A 19570-nucleotide genomic window follows, 5' to 3' on the forward strand; every position below is an offset into this window, starting at 1 on the left:
ACAAGTCAAAGATGCTGGTATATTTTGTGTCAGACAAGGAAGCAGGTTCCGCCACTAGTAGGACTATCGGTGGGTTTTGCTGACACAGTATGACGCAAAATAGACTAGCATACTGACTTATTATTTATTTGAATGTGACTAAGGAGCTGAAATAAAAAAATTTCAAATACAGCTCCTTTTATAATTCAAATTTTCTCTTAAGGTTCAATATTTATTTCAACTGGATTACCTATATTTAAGCCACCAGTATTTAAAATTAACTTAACACTTATAATATTAGAGCCTATATTTTCTATCCTTGTAATAGCTTTACCTATACCATTAACTACTTCAACTATTTGAATAGGTTTTATTATTTGATTAATTTCTATATCATTAAAATATTTTGATTTTATTATAATCTTATTACTTCCTGGCTCCAGTAACCCCTGATATATAGGCAATTTTTCATCATTTAATATAACATTGTATATATATATCTTACCTAAATCTTCATCTACACTATATTGATAACTTTGTAAAATTCTATCTTCCGTATTAATAATTCTAATTTCTGTTATATTAGCACTCCACACTATATTAGCTTTAAAACTCATGCAAATCACATGTTCCATGTCATTGTTTTCACTATCTGGAATAACTTTAGGAATATCTTTTATCTGCCATTGTCCATTAATATATATAGCAATCTTTATAAGTTTTCCTTCTTCATTTTGCCAAAAATCTGCACAAGACCCTTGTCCAAATGCATTTAAAGTCATAGAACTTAACTCCAATAACCTCTCCATATTTTCTTCTATATCTGTTTCTTTTAAATTTGGCTTAAACTCTACATCATTCACAACTATACCTAAACTATTTCTATAAGGAACTAGTGTTAATACACTATTGTTAATTTCTGTGACATTAGAAAAGTTGTTTGATAACATCTGTAAATTTACGTAATGTCGCTTACTACATCCATTTACTTTAATACATTTATAAGATTCATTAAAATGGTTATAATACAAAATATTATTATCTGCAAAGGTATCTAAAATATATGGCTCTCCATTATCTCTATTACCAATACTCTGTTTTTTTATTTCTAAGGAACATCCTTTAAAATAAATCTTTTTCACTTTTGAATGACCTGAATTATCTCCTATATAAAACAATATAGTATTAGTAGAACCTTCTGGAAGATACGAAAAATCCATATTAATATTTGGAATAGTTAAATTTTCACAATAAAATTTTGTATCTATACTTTTTCCTTCAATTCTAACAAAACATCTAGAAGAAATATTTCCATCTAAACTGTTCCATTTATTTATTTTATCAGTAGGCACTATAATCCCATTTTTTATTTTCACACAAGAATCCAATATATTTATATTATTTAACAAAAATGTTTTACCATTTAAATCTATATTTAAATTTTTATTCTCTATATACAAATTAAAATTATCTACACTTATATTTTCTACAAGAACTATTTTATTTAAATAGTTTTGAGCAAAAGCATATTTCAATACACTATAATAATTTTGCATATATAAAGAGCTATCTTCATAATCTATATTCATATATAGATACTTACCTTTAATTGGCACACATTTATATATATAATTTTTTTCCTTACACCACAATGCAATAGTCATAACAGCTTCCTGCATATATATTCTGTTAGCATCAGGTTCTAACGCAGTATATTTTATATTCTGTTCTTTTAAATTTAAATTAAAAACATTGCTCTCTGAAACTTCTTTTTGCAAACCGCTTATATAAATATTTATATCTCTATTGCCGCATATTTCCATCAATTCATTTATGGTTATATCATGATCTATCTCTTTTATAAAATACAATAATATTCTATTTATACATTCCATAAGAGGTTTTAACTCTCTCAATTCTTTATTATTATAATTTAATTCTAACATCCCAGTATTTCTAATTATAAATATTTGTTTAATAGCATTTCTTACTGTCTCTAATGTTCCATCTATTACAACATATCCTTCTGTCTCAAAGGACTTTATTATTGTATTTTGAAAAAAATATAATCCCACTTTTATTTTTTCTTCTATAAATAATCTATTTAAATATAAACATCTAACAATTAGGCTCATTGTGCTTTTTACTATAATATCAACATTTGCTAAATTTCCCTTTAAAATTATATCATTAGAGTTTGATATTAAATTTATTAATAAATTCTCAGGTATGATGTTTTCATCTCCAATTATGCACTTACAATTTAGTATATTTAATTTAGTATTGAAAAAATCTCCCAATAATCTTAATTCTTTATTATCTTCTTTAATATCAACTTTAATAAATTCATTTTTAAAAGATTTACTGCAATAAATAGATGTACCAGATAGAATTGTTACTTTGCAATTTTGAGCCTCACCTTCAAAACTTATACGAGTATTTTTACTTTTTTGATTTATAGGCATAACATAAATATTTTCTAAATTTATATTAGTAGAATTAAATTTAATATGCATGTTTTGTTTATTCCAAATATATATTTCTTTTACATCACTTTTATAATCCATTTCTATAGAAGTTTCACATTTAGAAATTATATTTATTCTATCTGCTTTAACATTTACTAAATATAAATTTGCCTGTATTAAATTTATATTTAATACTCCATTTACTACAATATCTTTTAAAATTATTTTTTTTTGTATATTTACTTCATCCAATATAGTCATACTTTTATCTATAGTAATAGATTTATTCTCGTATCCATAAATTTTAAAATGTTTTTCTGAATTTAATTTTATTATAATGTTACATAAATTATCTTTAAGAATTTTATTCATTTTAATCACCTTATATATTTTATGATAAATATATATAAAGTGTAATTACTTATATAAATAAAATAGTTTTTATTCAATATTATCTTACAAAATAATAACTTCTACAAAGTAGAAACCTTTTATTAGATTTCTATTTTGTAGAAGTTAAAACTTATTTACTACTCTTGAAAACTTTCTATATCTCCCTCTATATTTAAATACACATTTTTAAGCTCTTCAAGTTGTTCTTTACTTGCCTGCCAATATCCTCTTTTATTATACTCCAGCATCCATTCTACTATGGACATATATGCATATGAGTTATTTTCCTTCAATCTTTCTCTTAGTTTCTCATCTTCAATATACCTTTTATGCAAATCATCAAATATCCACTGCTCCACACTGTTAGTAGTAGCAGCTAGACCCAATATATTTTCAAACCGCTCAGCTATCTTTTGAACTCCATGATATTTATGTTCTAACATTCCATCAATCCATTTGGGATTTAAAACTCTAGTTCTTATACCTCTATTTATAGATTTATCCACAGTTTCAGTTTCTAGTCTTTCTCCTGTAGTATCACTTATATACATAGCGGGCTTTTTCCCCTTAGCCATTTCAACAGATTTAGAAAGGCCACCAAAAAATTCATAATAGTGATCTAAATCAGTTACTTCATATTCATGATTACTTCTTACTTGTGATACCACATCTACAGTTCTTAAGTTGCTCATGTATAGTCCATCTATTTCCTTTCCTCTAAAATTATTACTGTATACATATTTCAAACTATCTATGAAGTTTTTACCTATATCCTCTTCTTCCTCCCAAGCCTTTGTTTCTAATAACTTAGTGACTCCTGTACCATACTCTGCCTCTTTAGGTCCGAATATTCTACATATAGAAAGTTCTCTTGCAGTTTCCTCACTGGTTCCATTTTTTATAAGCTCCTCATATATGACCTGTGAATTCTTTTTAAAATAATTCTGTTCAAAAGTTTCATCTAAATTATATATATCTGCAAATATACAGTTTAAATCCTTAAGTAAATTAGGAAACATATCTCTAAAGAATCCACACATATTTATTACCACATCTATTCTTGGTCTTCCCAATTGTTGAGTAGGTATTATTTCATAGGCACTTTCAAAAGAACTTCCAGTTTTAACAAGTTTAACCCCTAAATAATAAAGTATTTGACCTATAGTTTCTCCTCCCGTCCTAGAAGTTTCAAGTCCCCAAAGTATTACCGCAGTACTAGATGGATATTTTCCATTTTCCTTGTAATATAATTCTATAGTGTTTTTAGCTATGTTAGCCCCTCTTTTATAAGCTGTTTCCGTAGGCACTAGTGTTGGATCAAATTGATATAAATTGTACCCTGAAGGTAGTATGCTAGGATTTCTAATTATATCTCCTGATAAGGATGCTTTTAAATATTTTCCCTGTAATGCCTTAACTAAACCCCTCATCTCAAGATTTTCCATTATATTTAAACTAAACTTTTTCCCATACTCTATAGATCTTTCCATATCCTCTATAAAAGACTTTTTATAATTCTTTTTACTACTATTTATAAAGCTTAAATCACCGTGTCTCTTAAAATTGTCCATAATCCACTGTACTTCATTATCCAGTGAAGCTAAAATTTCTGTAGCATTATCTTCCACTATTTTATCGTAATTTAATCCCTTATTCTCACATACAATCCTTCTTATACACTTTATATCGCCCCTATCATATCTAAGAATAAACTTAATGTATTTAAAAGCTTCCTCTTCACTATATCCTTCACCAAATACATGTAATCCTTTAGGAACTAAGGAACGATTCATTCTATAAAGTTCCCTCTCCAAATCTTGTAAATCTTGAAAATTCATATTCATCTCTTTAGCCTTTTCTTCAATATTGTCTAACACTTCGCTACATCTTTTTGGATCTAATCTTTCACATTCGTGGTATTCCTCAATGGATTTTTGAAGCCATAAATATTCTTCATAAAGTTCCCCTTCCATAAAAGCTGGTGGACTATAACTTACCATTACTGCATGACTTCTTCTTTTAGCTATCACAGATTCTGCTGGATTTCCTATGAAATATAAATATAAATGAGGAATATCATAAAGTAGCATATCAGGGAAACACTCTCCAGACATACCACATTCTTTTCCTTTTAAAAACTCTATTGTGCCATGAGTTCCCACATGTATGACTACATCTGCTTTAAATTCTTCTTTAATCCATTTGTAAAATCCTATATATTGATGATGTGGAAGCATGGATTTATCGTGATATACCTTATCTGTATTCTCATGAATTCCTCTAGAAGGCTGCAATCCTATAAAAACATTATTATTCACTATTCCTGGTATCAAAAAATTATTGTCTACACTCATAACATTGCCAGGTACTTCTCCCCACTGCTTAATCATATCTGAGTAAAAATTTCTTTCTTTAATGTGTTTTTTATATTTTTCACAGTTGTATTTTATCATGTTGTCAATGTTTTCTTCCGAAGTCCATCTTCCTGAATTAACTATTTTTCCACAAAATCTATTCATCAACTCTTCACTATTTAAGTTTTTTGTATCATATCCTTCATTTTTTAAGACCTTTAATATTTTCTCTATAGATTTAAAGGTATCCAAAAAAGCTCCCCCAAATAAATTATCTTCTCCTGGTGGATAATTGTAACAGACTATAGCTACTTTTTTATATTTATTAGGCTTTTCTCTAAGCTTAAGCCATCCCTTTATTTTACCTATAAGTTTTTCCACTCTTTCTTCTATAATACTGAGTTCATTTAATTCTATATTAAATTCATCATTTATTCCATTACATTTCATGGCTCCCACTGGATACGTTTCTATGGCCCCATCTAATTCAGGTAGCATTACAGAAATTAAGAATTCAGATGAATTTATTCCTTGAGCACTTTCTCTCCACTCTTCAGCTGTTTTTTTAGTCATAAAAAATGGATGAAACATAGGTGCCTCTATTTTTTCAAGAGTATCTATAGCCTTCTTAGCATCTCCGCCCATAGGACCTGCTCCTAATCTAAAGGACATAAAATTTAATATTAAATCTACTTTTTTACCACAAGCATTTTCCAACATATTTCTAATCTTATTACTATCTGCGTTTAAAACACTAGAAAAAGCTATAGGCACCACATTGGCAAACTTTTTTATTCTACTAGCTATTTCTCCAACGCAATTAGACGTTTTACTAGGATAGCTGTGACCATAAAATATTAAAGCAATAGTTGGCCTTTCCTCATTAAAACCATATTTTTCTACATAATCTTTATATCTACTAAAGAATTCCATAGTTTCTGGATGACATATACTTATATCTTCTCTTTTTACTGGTTCTAAAGGCTTAGGAATTTCTTTACAGCTCCCATAATCCCTTAGTATTAAATATAATAAGTTCTTCATATCTTCAAATCCAGCATTATTCCAATATCTACCTATATAGATATAATTCTTCATATGATTTAGTTTTCCAACTGGCATCATTTTTCCCATTTTCTCTGCCATGCCTATCATTTTATTCATAGCTTTTACATCAGGCTTTTTATTTTCACCTTTCTTTTTCTTCATACTCATATCCTTTGAAGTTAAACTTCCCAACTTTAAATATTCTTTTCCCTGTCTACCTATAATAACCACTTGCCCTTTTGAATTTTCTAAGGAATCATAAGTAGCCTTAACATTTTTATCTGGTGCACCCATTAAATCTATTATAGCCATGTCCGCATCTTGTATATCTGCCATCATGTTTTTTAATCTATCTTCTTTCACATCTCTTGATACGTAATATAAATTTAAGTTTAGTATATTATTATAATTTTCATTAATATATTTACTAGCCTTTATAAGTTCTGTGAAAACACTAGTGGAAACAGAAACCACTGTAACTTTCAAATTTATCCCCTCCTCCTATATAAATTTATCAAATAACACTAATTACTTCTTAATTAAAGTAAAAATCAGCTACAGATATATGATTTCCTGTAGCTGCTTATTTTTCTAATTAGAACAAAGTACATAGTTATTTTATATTATTTTACTAACTAAATACCCTTCTTGGATATATAACTGGCTTTTTAGTATTCTTATCTTTATTTATATCTGCTTCTACTCTAAATACCTGTTTAAGCATTTCATCATTTATAATGCTATAAGGAGTTCCCTTGCAATGCAATTCCCCATTTTTAATAACAATAAGTTCATGAGAATATTTAGCCGCCTCATTTATATCATGAAGTACCATAACTATTGTTATTTTCTCCTCTTCATTTAAACTTTTAATAAGATCTAAAAGTTCTAATTGATGACTTATATCTAAATAAGTAGTAGGCTCATCTAAAAGAAGAACCTTTGGTTTTTGAGCTATAGACATAGCTATCCAAGCTCTTTGTCTTTCTCCTCCTGATAATGTAGCTACTTTTCTATCTTGCATATTATTAAGTCCTGTTCTTTTTATTGCCCAATCTATTATTCTTTCATCTTCTTCTGTAAAGCCTGAGAAAATTTTTTTATGGGCATGTCTTCCATATGACACCAAATCTCTTATGCAAATATCCTCAGGACATCCGTTATTCTGAGATAAAATAGCCATATTTTTTGCTAAAGTTTTGGCCTTTAATTTATATATATCCTCTCCATTTAATAAAACCCTTCCTGTCTTTGGCTTTAAATTTCTACTCATAACCCTAAGCAATGTAGTTTTTCCACATCCATTAGGCCCTATTATGGATATTATTTTGCCTTTTTCTATATTTAAATTTATTCCTTTTAATACTTGTTTTTCACCATAATTAATACTGATGTTTTCTACAGTTAAAATATCCATTTTATCACCCTGCAATAATATTTTATCTTTCTATGCCTGTCTTCTCAGTAAATATAAAAAGAATGGTGCTCCTAAAAGTGCCATTATTATACCTACAGGTATTTCCACAGGTGCAAAAATAGTCCTTCCAAAAGTGTCACAAAACACAACTATGGCCGCTCCCAAAAATGCTGCCCCTGGAAGTAAATATTTATAGTCACTTCCAATTATAAGCCTAGTTGTATGAGGTATTATAAGCCCTACAAATCCTAAAAGTCCAACTACAGATACTGCACTAGCTGCCAGCATAGCTGCTATAGCTGTTATTTCTAATCTAACTAACTCTACATTGAGGCCCAATCCTCTTGCAGTATCATCACCCAATACTAATATATTAAGTCTTTCAGCCATTATCATAGCAAGTATTAAACCTACTATAGTATAAGGTAGGATAGTATATACTTGTGGCCAACTTCTTGCAGATAATCCTCCATTCATAAACATGATAGCTCCATGAACCCTGTCACTAAAAAACACCATAAGTGCAGATATGCCTGCACCTAATATAGCTGAAACTGCTACTCCAGCTAATACAACTCTCATAGGTTGTATTCCGCCTTTCCAAGCAAGTATATATATCATTATAGCTGCCACCATAGCACCTACAAAAGCAACTGGAGGTACTAAATATTGATATTGAGGAAAAATTATTAATATAAGCATACCCGCAAGACCAGCTCCTGAAGATATGCCTATTATTCCAGGGTCCGCTAGAGGGTTTCTCATTACCCCCTGTAGCATTGCCCCAGAGAGGGCCAAGTTAATTCCAACCAATGCTCCTACAATAGTTCTAGGAATTCTAACATTCCATATAACAAGGCCCTCTGGAGTTAAATTACTGGGATGTTTTAATATGTTAAGTATATCTTTTATAGATATTTCCATGCTACCATACACATTACTTATAAAAAATGCACTTATAGCTAATATGATAAATAATATTATCACAGCTATTTTATAAAAATTTCTATTGTTTTTCTTACGATTTTTTATATTACTTGTCATTCAATTCACCGTATATTTCTGGATATACGCCTTTAGCCATAAATTCTATTGCATCTACAAATTTATCTCCTGCATTATAAAGGAAGTATCTTTGTGGTAAGTATACTATTTTATTATTCTTAACAGCTTTTAAATTCTTCCATACAGGATCTTTTCCAAGTTGCTTTTCTATTACCTCTTTTGCTGTTTTATCAGATTTTACCATACTGGTTACCAATATAACATCTGGATCTTGTTTTACAATTTCTTCTATACTAAATGGAATAGATTCTCCACCCATTCCTTCTCCTTTTTTGCCTGCAGCTATATTGTCTAGTTTTAGTATTTTAGCCACATTACCAGCTATACTATTTTCAAGTTTTACTGATACATCTTTAGAAGTAGCATACAGAATAACTGCTTTTTTAGGTTTTTCTGGAAGTTTATCCTCTATAGCCTTTTTATCTTTATCCATCTTAGCTATAATCTCTTCAGCTTTATTTTCATTTCCAACTATTCTTCCTACAACTTTTAAATTTTCTATTACATCATCATATGTTTTCATATTTAAAGCTAACACTGGTATATTACTCTGTTTTAAAGCTGGTACTAACTTATTTTGAAGTCCAAATTGAGCAATTACTAAATCTGGTTTAAGAGATATTAATTTTTCCACATCTGGGTTGTAAACCTTCCCTATTTTAGGAAGATTTTCTACACCCTTTGGTATTATACTTCCTCCAGATAAATCAGCAGTACAAATAGTTTCTCCGCCTACCGCATATAAAAGTCCTAAGAATGTACCTGATATTGCTGCTATTTTCTTAGGTTTTTCCTTTAATGTAACTTCATTTCCCATCATATCCTTTATAGTAACTGGATAGCCTTTCCCTTGAGACATAGTTAATTTTGCCATAGATTTTGAACCTTTTTCTTTCATTTCTTCCTTCATGCCTTGAGACATAGCGGATTTGTTCTTAGTATCCATTTTTCCTTTTGTCTTTGTACCACATCCACTCAATGCCATAGATATGGCCATAGCTAGTGCTAACACTTGTCTCCTTTTCATTTTTAATCTCCCCTTTTTTTATTTTTTCCCTTTCATAAATTCTCTACCCTTATAATCCAATTATCTATTGATATAAATAAAAACAAGCCTCTTTTAGGAGGCTTGTTTTATAGATGTGTTATATAAGCATAAAAAACGCCTTCATGGAAGGCGTAAAAAACAACATCATTCACACAGTGAACTTTAAGCAATCTCTCCCTCCGAAAGATTAAAACATAACTTTATAAGGCAGGTCTCCTGACTTAGAATCATCCTACTCCCTTCTCTTCCCAAAGCATTTGCTTCAGTGAGTTACAAGGTTTCATCCTCTTTACAGTAGCGGGGGCTGTAGTGGACTTTCACCACTTTCCCTTTTCATTTCTTTTAAAGAAACACCTTAAAAGTATTTATTCAATTTTACTTTAAAATTCTTTCAAAATATTGTTTACTAATTTATACATCTATTCATAATATTAAACTAATATCCATCTATTATTCAACATTACAACGTCATTATACTATTATTAAGATATTTTTGCAAGTAATGTTTTGTTTTTAGAAATTAGTGAATTAATTATTACATAAAAATTTCCCAATCCAAAACATAGATTGGGAAATTTTATGTAATATTCTAGTAATTTTCGCAAAGCACTTCAAAGTAAGCTTTTGGATGAACACATGCAGGACACACTTCTGGGGCCTCTTCTCCTTCAAATATGTATCCACAGTTATTACATTTCCAAAGTTGTACCTTATCTTTCTTAAATACCATGTCTTTTTCTATATTTTCCACTAATTTATTATATCTAGCTTCATGATGTTTTTCTACTTCAGCAATTCTTTCAAAAGCTACTGATATCTCTTCAAATCCTTCTTCTCTTGCTACTCTAGCAAATTCAGGATATAGTTCTGACCATTCTTCATTTTCTCCAGCAGCGGCTGCCTTTAAATTAGCTTTAGTATCTCCATATAAAGCTACAGGATAAGCTGCATTAATTTCGATTCCTTCTCTCTGTAAATCATTAAGTAAGAATTTATAAAATCTCTTTGCATGTTCTTTTTCATTTTCTGCGGTTTCTAAAAATATGTTAGCTATTTGCACATATCCCTGCTTTTTAGCTGTACTTGAATAATAAGTATATCTGTTTCTTGCCTGTGATTCTCCTGCAAATGCCTTAAGCAAATTTTCAGCTGTTTTAGTCCCTTTTAATGATTTCATGTTTAAACCCTCCTATAAATTATTTTAACCACTTTACAAATACTTCAAGTATTAATTAACATAATTTGAAAATTTTATAATTATCTATATGACTTTATTAATAAGCATACTATCTAATATATTAATTATAACATAAAAATTATTATTTACTACTAAATATTTAATAATATTAGAAATTTATCATAAGCTTTCCATTATATCAATACTCTTTCTTTAATCACATTCACAATATTTTAACTATAGATTAATTAATACATTTATTATATCATTAACATATATTACATATCTTATGAAATACAAAATTACAAAAGGGTGGATGAATATGCCAAGATTAATAGTAATAAGTGAAGGAATAGAAACCAGCACATGTATATGGAAACAATTAAGAGAATTAATTGGTGATACAGTTGATATATCTAGATGTAGTTTGGAGGAAGGTATAAATGTAGATTTTAAAAATTCACTAGTGTTAATTACTAGTCCTTCCATAAAGGATAAAATATTACCTTATATTCCTCTTAAAGTTCAGTACATAGTAGCTAGAAGAATAATAAATTACAAACACATAAAAAAACTTTTGGGAATAAAAAAAAATAGTCATTTACTTCTGGTAAATGATTCAAAAGCTACCTGCACAGAATCCATAGAACAATTGCATGATATGGGCATTGAACATATTAATTTTCATCCTTACTATCCCGAGAAAAAAAATTATAAAAAATTAGATACTTGTGTTACTTTTGGTGAAGGTAGATTTGCTCCTAAATGTGTAAAAAAAATAATTGACTTAGGCTCAAGAAATGTTGACATAAGTACACTTATTGAAATACTTCAATATTTCAATCTCATGGATAAAAAAGGTAGTTTTATATCTCCTCAGTTTACTAGAGAAATAATAAAACTTACCCAAAACTATTATGTGGCCGCAAACAAAGCTATAGAGCTAAAAAATATGTTCAAAACTATAGTGGATAACTCTAGTGACGGAATACTTTATATAAATGAAGATGGTACTGTATCCATTACCAACAAAGTTTTCTGTTCTTTAGCAGGTAAGGATATATGTCACATACTTTATAAAAAAATATCTGATGTCATTCCTAATTTTACTAATTGGAAAGTTTCTGAAATACAAAATGAAATAATAGAACTAAATAATAAAAACATTGTAATTACTATCTCTCCTATAAAAACTGTAGATAACACAGTGGGATATATGCTAACAACTGAAGAAGCTAGCAAAATACAAAAAATAGAACATGAATTAAGACGGAAAATGAGACTTTCTGAGCATAATGCCTTTTATAATTTTGAAAATATAATAGGCAATAGTATGGCATTAAAAAATACCATTAACCTTGCAAAAAAATTAGCCTTAAGCAATTCAACCGTATTAATACAAGGAGAAAGTGGTACTGGCAAGGAACTTTTTGCACAAGCCATACATAATTTTTCTCCAAGAAGAAATGCTCAGTTTGTTCCTGTGAACTTTTCTTCACTTTCGGATAGTCTACTAGAAAGTGAGTTATTTGGTTATGAAGATGGAGCTTTCACTGGTGCTAAACGTGGCGGAAAACCAGGTTTGTTTGAACAGGCTCATGGAGGAACTATATTTTTAGACGAAATAGGAGAAATATCCTTACAATTTCAAGTTAAATTATTAAGAATTCTTCAAGAAAGACAAATAAGGAGAGTAGGTGGAAATGAAATCATTCCTATAGACATAAGAGTCATAGCTGCAACTAATAAAAATTTAATAAAAGAAGTTAAAAAAGGTACTTTCAGACAGGATCTATTTTATAGGCTAAGCGTCTTGCCATTATTTTTACCTAGTCTAAAAGAAAGAAAAGAGGATATTACATGTTTACTTCAACACTATCTTAGGAAATTCACTAAAAAAAATAGTTTGGAGCTTAAAGAATTTTTCACTAAAGATTCCTTAGATTTTTTAATTAAATATTCCTGGCCTGGCAACATACGTGAACTAGTAAATATAGTAGAATACCTTGTAAACATAAAAGATCCAAAGGCGAAAATAGAAATTTCTGACCTACCTAACTATATTTATGATGAAGTAAGAAACAATAATATTTTAAATACCAATATTGAAAATTCACTCCTAGATAATGATTCCATTTGGATACTAGAAACCATAGAAAAAAATAATTTCATAGGTAGAAGGGGACTATCTCAAATAGCAGTATATGAAAATATCCATCTTACAGAATCTAAAATAAGAACTAAATTAAATGTTCTAAAATCTATGGATTTAGTTGAAATTCATAAGGGTGTAAGGGGATGTACGCTCACTAAAAAAGCTAATTTACTTTTGAATAAACTTAAAAATGGGTGTTAATTTTTTTAAGATACTACTGCTTTCAAATGGGTAATGGGTTATTTTAATGGGTTGTTTTATCCCGTATTATTTTGTGAATTTTCAAACTTTCGTACAAACAACTTTGTTTAATATAATAGGCTGTACTTGTATATATACGCGTCTCAGTCATAACCTCACTATATTTTTTTATATTTGGCATGCTAATTGCTTTCAATAGCTACAATACAAATTTATAAGGGGGTTATTTTTATGAACACAAAAAAGCAGCTTTCATTTTTCGAAGCTATATCACCCATTCTTGTGATGCTTCTTTTGCTAGGATTCGGTTACGGTTATCTTCACTTAAAGGCAGAACCACTCCTAATACTAGCTACCGTCTATGGTGCATTCATAGCTAAAAAAGCTGGAGTTACTTGGGATGAAATGCTAGAAGGCATGGTAGATAAAATTGCTAAATCTATGCCTGCTACCCTAATTCTAATTACCGTAGGTATATTAATAGGTACTTGGATGTTTTCTGGTACCATACCTATGATGATCTATTATGGTATAAAAATCATAAGTCCTAAATATATAATAGTTACTGCATTCATAGTAACCGCTATAATATCCGTATTTACCGGAACTTCTTGGGGCTCTGTAGGAACCATAGGTGTTGCTGTAATAGGTATCGCAACTGCTTTGGGCGTTCCATTACCTGTTACTGCCGGTGCTATAGTTGCAGGCGCCTATTTTGGTGATAAGCTTTCTCCTTTATCCGATACCACAAACTTAGCACCAATAGCTGCAGGCAGTGAACTTTATGACCATATAAAGCATATGCTTTACACTACTGTACCTGCTTTTGTAATTTCCTTAATAATTTATACCATATTGGGGCTAAACTCTTCTACTGGAAATTACGTAAGTCCAGAAAAAGTAAACTTAATGTTAAGTACTTTAGGCAGCATGTTTAATTGGAATATTTTATTATTAGTACCAGTCATAATAATTTTATATGGCTCTATAGCTCAAAAGCCAACTATACCTATAATGATAACATCTTCTTTAATTGCATCCCTTCTTGGTATATTTTATCAAGGATTTTCTCTTAAAGATTCTTTTGTATCAATAGTTAATGGTTTTGATGTATCAATGGTAGCTAAGGCTGGCTTCGATTCAAAAAATGTAATTCCAGAAATAATTAAACTTTTAAACCGCGGTGGTATGAATTCAATGATGGGCACAGTATTAATAGCTTTTTGTTCCTTTGCCTTTGCAGGAACTATAAGCAAAGCTGGCTGCCTAGATATTATACTAAACAAAATACTGAAATCTGTAAAAACCACTGGCGGATTGATTACATCTACAGTATTATCTTGTATAATAATGGCTATCGTTACTGGTAGTTCTTATTTATCAATTTTAATTCCTGGGGAATTATTCAGAGATGCTTATAAACAAAGAGGACTAGCAGCCAAAAATCTCTCAAGGACCTTAGAAGATTCAGGAACAGTAATAGTTCCTTTAGTCCCTTGGTCCATGGCAGGCGTTTATATGTCTAGCACATTGGGAGTAGAGGTAATTAAATATGCACCTTGGGCATTCCTGTGCTATTTAGGATTTGTTTTTGCTCTATTATATGGTTTTACTGGTTTCGGTATTGCTAAAATAAAGGATAGTGAAAACACTTCTGTAAATGCTTAAACAAAATTAACATCTTAGGAAGGTGAGACTATTGATTTCGATAATCAAAAATGTAAAAGTATATTCTCCTGAATACATTGGAGTAAATGATATTTTAATATGTAACGGCGTAATAGAAAAGATTGCTCCTAACATATCTATAACTTCTAATTCTGTGGATTTACAAGTTATAGATGGAAGAAATAAAATAGCAGTACCTGGATTTATAGATCAACATGTTCATATTATTGGTGGCGGTGGTGAAGGTGGTTTTCATAGTAGGACTCCAGAAGTAGTTCTTTCAAAAATAATAGAAGCTGGAACTACTACAGTAGTTGGATTATTAGGTACAGACGGAACTACTCGTCACATAGAGTCCCTTTATGCTAAATCAAAAGCTCTAGAGTTCGAAGGAATAACATCATATATATGCACTGGTTCCTATGAAATAAATGGACCAACCATAACAAATAGCATAAAAAAAGATATTATGTTTATAGACAATGTTATAGGTCTTAAAATAGCTTTCTCAGATCATAGGTCCTCGCATATAACTAAAGAAGAATTAATAAGATTAGTGTCCGAAGTGCGGGTTTCAGGTATGCTTGCACAAAAAGCTGGAATAGTAGTTATGCATATGGGAGATGATACGAAAACCTTAAAGATGGTAATGGACATATTAAAAGACACAGATATACCTATAAATCATTTCTGTCCAACCCACGTAAACAGGAATGGATATCTATTTAATGATGCTATGGAATTTGCGAAATTAGGAGGTCTTATAGATATAACTGCTGGAACAGAAGATAATGAGCTTAAGGGTTCTTTAAAAGCTTCAAATGCAATTCTTAAATGCATTTTAAATGACGTACCTTTAGAAAATGTAACCATAAGTACTGACGGCAATGGCAGTACTTCCGAATATGATCCAACAGGTAAAATATTAAAATTTGGAATGTCTTCTCTAGACACTATGTACAAAGAATTCAAAGATTTAATTTTAAAAGAAGATTTTGATGTAAGTATAGCTTTAAAATTCTTTACAACTAATGTAGCTAAAAAATTAAAGCTTTATCCAAAAAAGGGTTCTATTATGGAAAAAAGTGATGCAGACATACTTCTTTTAGACCATGACTTAAACATAAATACAGTCATTGCAAAAGGAAATTTAATGATGAAAAATAGAGAATTATTAGTTAAGGGAACCTACGAATTTTAGTCTATGAATAATAAAAACACAGTAGTTTTAATTTAGATCTTGATAAAAATTAAAACTACTGTATTTTTACTACTTATATTTGGTAAACTATAGCAGCAGCTACAACCGCCTCTTCTTCACCATTATTATGGACATCTATATAAAGTTGTGGACTTTGCTCACGTTCCTCCACATCTAAGTTACAATTTATAATGATTATATCTCCTTCATTCAGTTTAACTTCATCATGAAAAGTTCTAATTAAAATTTGTCCTTTTACACAATATAATGCATAACTTACTTTAGAAAAACTATTATTTTTAATCTCCTGTCTATGCATATAAATCTCTCTAGACATATCCTTTTCAATATTAATGCTACTAATTTCCCCACTGCAGTCTTCTTTTAACATAAGATTGAAATCCCTTACCTTACCAAAACTTTTAGTTTCCCATTGACCACTAAAATTATAAGGTTCAAAAGGCTTTAGTTCCATTTCTCCATGACCTTTATGCTGAAGTTTAATATCACCCTCTAAGGTCATTATCCATCTATTTACCCCTGATAAATATGTAAAGTTTGATTCTTCCTGCTCTACTGTAGCAGAACTTAATCTCCATTTAAAATTTCTATCAGCATAGGAAGCATCTTTTGGATATATAAAAAGTTCTGTAGTAGTACCTCCTGACCAAGTAGAAGTCTTTTGATTCTTCTTCTTTATCAATTGCAGCTTATAATCCATAAATCCACCGTTACTTATTTAAGGTAGCATTTTAATAAATATACTGTAACGGCCTTTCCCCCCTTCGATTTTTATTATATTAAATATGAATTTATATATGCAGTTCGCAATTTTTACTATATACTTTTATATTGCTACTGCAACTATATATTTAATTTTACCATTTCATAGCTATATATGTAATAATTATTTTATAAAAATGCACAAAATATAACTACATTATTATAAAATATGATATTATAAAAAATATATACAAGAATTGGAGGAGATAATATATGAGTACACACATTGGTGCAAAAGAAGGACAAATAGCTGAAACCATACTACTACCAGGTGACCCACTAAGAGCTAAATATATTGCAGATAATTATTTGGAAGATGTTATTTGCTACAATGAAGTTCGTGGAATGTATGGATATACTGGTACATACAAAGGCAAAAAAATATCTGTACAAGGAACAGGTATGGGGGTTCCTTCCATATCCATATATGCAAATGAACTTATACAGAGATACGGAGTTAAAAGATTAATAAGAGTGGGTACTTGCGGTGCAATACAAGAAAATATTAAAGTTAGAGATGTTATACTTGCTATGACTTCCTGTACAACTTCAGGCATAAATAGAAGACGCTTTAACGGGATGGATTTCGCACCTGCTGCTAGTTTTAAACTTCTTAAAAAAGCTTATGATATAGCTGAAGAAAAAGCTATACCTGTTACAGTAGGAAACATATTAACTAGCGATTTATTCTACGATGATATTCCAAACTCTTTTAAAATGTGGGCTGACTACGGAGTATTAGCTATAGAAATGGAAAGTGCAGCACTTTACACTCTTGGAGCTAAATACGGAGTAGACACTCTTTCTATATTAACTGTAAGCGATAACATAGTTACTGGTGAAGAGACTAATTCAGAAGAACGTGAAAAGACCTTCACAAAAATGATGGAAATAGCTTTAGATTTAGCTGAGTAATCATAAAATAAGGCTCTGAAAAGTATTTATTGCTTTTCAGGGCCTTCATATATGTTGTATCTTATGTTTGCCTACTGTAAGGGGCTGTCGCACTAAGAATAAATACTACGATATATTGTACTAGATTTAAATTTTTAGTACAGTATATTGTATGTAAATTTTTTAATGCAACAGCCCCGAAGAACGTTTAGAATACGCCCCTAAATAATTATTTTTTTAAATTTCTAAGCTTGTACATTAGCTTCCTTGGATTTTTTATTTGCTACTACTAAGAATATGGCTAATGATGCCACTGCTACAGCAATTCCTATTGGATAAGCAATGCTTGTAGCCATTTTAAATCCTTCTGGTGCAACTAATATATAAGTTATAGACACTGCTGTCATAAATGTTGCAGGTACTGTTGCTATCCAGTGGAATTTATTTTTCATTGCAAGATACATTGCTGCAGTCCAAAGTACAATCATAGCTAATGTTTGATTAGACCATGCAAAATATCTCCATACTACATCAAAGTTTATTTTTGTCAATACAAATCCTATAATAAATAATGGTAAACTTATAGCTAATCTATTTTTTATTGGTCCTTGTTTATATCCAATTACATCCGCTATTGTCAATCTAGCACTTCTAAAAGCTGTGTCTCCAGAAGTAACTGGACAAGCAACAACTCCTAGTATTGCAAGAACTCCACCTACTTTTCCAAGTAAAGTATTAGATATTACATTAACTACATAAGGTGCTCCACCATTTTCCGCCATAACTTTCCCTAATTGAGCTGTACCACCGAAGAAAGCCATAGCTGCTGCAGCCCATATTAATGCTACAATTCCTTCTGCTATCATAGCACCATAAAATATCTGTCTTCCTTGCTTTTCACTAGTTATACATCTAGCCATAAGTGGTGATTGAGTTGAGTGGAATCCTGAAATAGCCCCACAAGCTATAGTTATAAACATTAACGGCCAAATAGGAAGTCCCTTGGGATGCATATTAGTAAGAGCAATTTCTGGGATATGATATCCCTTAAGTATTATTCCTGCACTAACTCCAATAGCCATTATTAAAAGTACTATACCAAATATAGGATATATTTTTCCTATAACCTTATCTACAGGTACTAGTGTAGCAATTATATAATATGCAAAAATAACATATACCCAGAAAGTTTTATCAAGCGTCTTTGGTGTTAATCCTGCAAGTAGTCCTGCAGGTCCCATTATAAATACTACACCTACAAGTACAAGTACTACTACTGAAAATACTCTCATAAAGTTCTTAAAGCCACTTCCTAAATATTGTCCTACTACTTCTGGTATACTTGCACCATCATGTCTTACTGATAACATTCCAGAAAAATAATCGTGAACTCCACCTGCAAAAATTGATCCAAGCACAATCCATAAAAATGCTGCTGGTCCCCATAATGCACCGGCAATAGCACCAAATATAGGACCAAGTCCTGCTATATTAAGAAATTGTATAAGAAATATCTTCCATGAAGGCATTGGAACAAAGTCCACACCATCTTCTAGCCTTACAGCTGGAGTTTGTATATTTTCATCAGCTCCAAAGGCCTTTTCAACTACTTTACTGTAAATAAAATATCCTACTACTAAAGCTATAATAGATAAGAAGAATGAAACCATAATTAGTCCTCCTTTTTTAATATTTAAAAACTATTTAAATAATTTTTTAA

12 protein-coding genes and 1 riboswitch are annotated in these 19570 nt (G+C 30.1%); of the genes, 4 read left to right on the plus strand and 8 right to left on the minus strand.

Annotated features, from left to right (window positions below):
• Positions 1 to 197: 197 nt before the first annotated feature.
• From C1715_RS00305 to rbr, 6 genes are all read right to left on the minus strand, one after another.
• On the minus strand, positions 198 to 2819 hold the full coding sequence (locus C1715_RS00305) for a hemoblobin-interacting domain-containing protein (RefSeq protein ID WP_102398699.1): 2622 nt from the start codon (positions 2817 to 2819) through the stop codon (positions 198 to 200).
• A 158-nt stretch (positions 2820 to 2977) separates the two neighbouring features.
• Positions 2978 to 6727 (minus strand): magnesium chelatase subunit H, encoded by a 3750-nt coding sequence (gene bchH, locus C1715_RS00310; RefSeq protein WP_102398700.1) that lies wholly within the window; start codon positions 6725 to 6727, stop codon positions 2978 to 2980.
• 145 nt (positions 6728 to 6872) lie between these two features.
• Positions 6873 to 7658 (minus strand): ABC transporter ATP-binding protein, encoded by a 786-nt coding sequence (locus C1715_RS00315; protein ID WP_102398701.1) that lies wholly within the window; start codon positions 7656 to 7658, stop codon positions 6873 to 6875.
• A gap of 30 nt (positions 7659 to 7688) precedes the next feature.
• On the minus strand, positions 7689 to 8702 hold the full coding sequence (locus C1715_RS00320; protein WP_102398702.1) for a FecCD family ABC transporter permease: 1014 nt from the start codon (positions 8700 to 8702) through the stop codon (positions 7689 to 7691).
• Positions 8692 to 9750, minus strand: a complete 1059-nt coding sequence (locus tag C1715_RS00325; protein ID WP_102398703.1) for an ABC transporter substrate-binding protein — start codon at positions 9748 to 9750, stop codon at positions 8692 to 8694. Before C1715_RS00325 ends, C1715_RS00320 begins: the two co-directional genes overlap by 11 nt.
• A 210-nt stretch (positions 9751 to 9960) precedes the next feature.
• A riboswitch (cobalamin riboswitch) is annotated at positions 9961 to 10144 on the minus strand.
• A 216-nt stretch (positions 10145 to 10360) separates the two neighbouring features.
• The gene (gene rbr / locus C1715_RS00330) at positions 10361 to 10948 is read right to left on the minus strand and encodes a rubrerythrin (RefSeq protein ID WP_102398704.1); all 588 of its coding nucleotides are present in this window, start codon (positions 10946 to 10948) and stop codon (positions 10361 to 10363) included.
• A gap of 322 nt (positions 10949 to 11270) precedes the next feature.
• Here rbr and C1715_RS00335 point away from each other — a divergent pair, with 322 nt between their 5' ends.
• The 3 genes from C1715_RS00335 to iadA all read left to right on the plus strand — a co-directional run bounded on the left by C1715_RS00335 (position 11271) and on the right by iadA (position 16173).
• Positions 11271 to 13304: a sigma-54 interaction domain-containing protein gene (locus C1715_RS00335; RefSeq protein WP_180963942.1), complete on the plus strand. Its 2034-nt coding sequence runs from the start codon at positions 11271 to 11273 to the stop codon at positions 13302 to 13304.
• A 231-nt stretch (positions 13305 to 13535) separates the two neighbouring features.
• Positions 13536 to 14972, plus strand: coding sequence for a Na+/H+ antiporter NhaC (gene nhaC, locus C1715_RS00340; protein WP_102398706.1), 1437 nt, complete (start codon positions 13536 to 13538; stop codon positions 14970 to 14972).
• A gap of 31 nt (positions 14973 to 15003) precedes the next feature.
• Positions 15004 to 16173, plus strand: a complete 1170-nt coding sequence (iadA, locus tag C1715_RS00345) for a beta-aspartyl-peptidase (protein WP_102398707.1) — start codon at positions 15004 to 15006, stop codon at positions 16171 to 16173.
• 73 nt (positions 16174 to 16246) lie between these two features.
• Here the strand turns inward: iadA and C1715_RS00350 are convergent, their stop codons facing one another.
• Complete coding sequence (locus tag C1715_RS00350; protein WP_102398708.1) at positions 16247 to 16894, minus strand: HutD family protein; 648 nt, start codon at positions 16892 to 16894, stop codon at positions 16247 to 16249.
• A gap of 275 nt (positions 16895 to 17169) precedes the next feature.
• On the opposite strand from C1715_RS00350, the gene deoD reads away from it, so the two are divergent.
• A complete protein-coding gene (gene deoD / locus C1715_RS00355) occupies positions 17170 to 17871 on the plus strand; it encodes a purine-nucleoside phosphorylase (protein ID WP_102398709.1) in 702 nt (233 codons plus the stop codon).
• Between the two features lie 224 nt (positions 17872 to 18095).
• Here the strand turns inward: deoD and C1715_RS00360 are convergent, their stop codons facing one another.
• Positions 18096 to 19520 (minus strand): carbon starvation CstA family protein, encoded by a 1425-nt coding sequence (locus C1715_RS00360; protein WP_102398710.1) that lies wholly within the window; start codon positions 19518 to 19520, stop codon positions 18096 to 18098.
• Positions 19521 to 19570 lie beyond the last annotated feature (50 nt).

The sequence above is a fragment of the Haloimpatiens massiliensis genome, assembly GCF_900184255.1.
GTDB classification, from domain to species: Bacteria; Bacillota; Clostridia; order Clostridiales; family Clostridiaceae; genus Haloimpatiens; species Haloimpatiens massiliensis.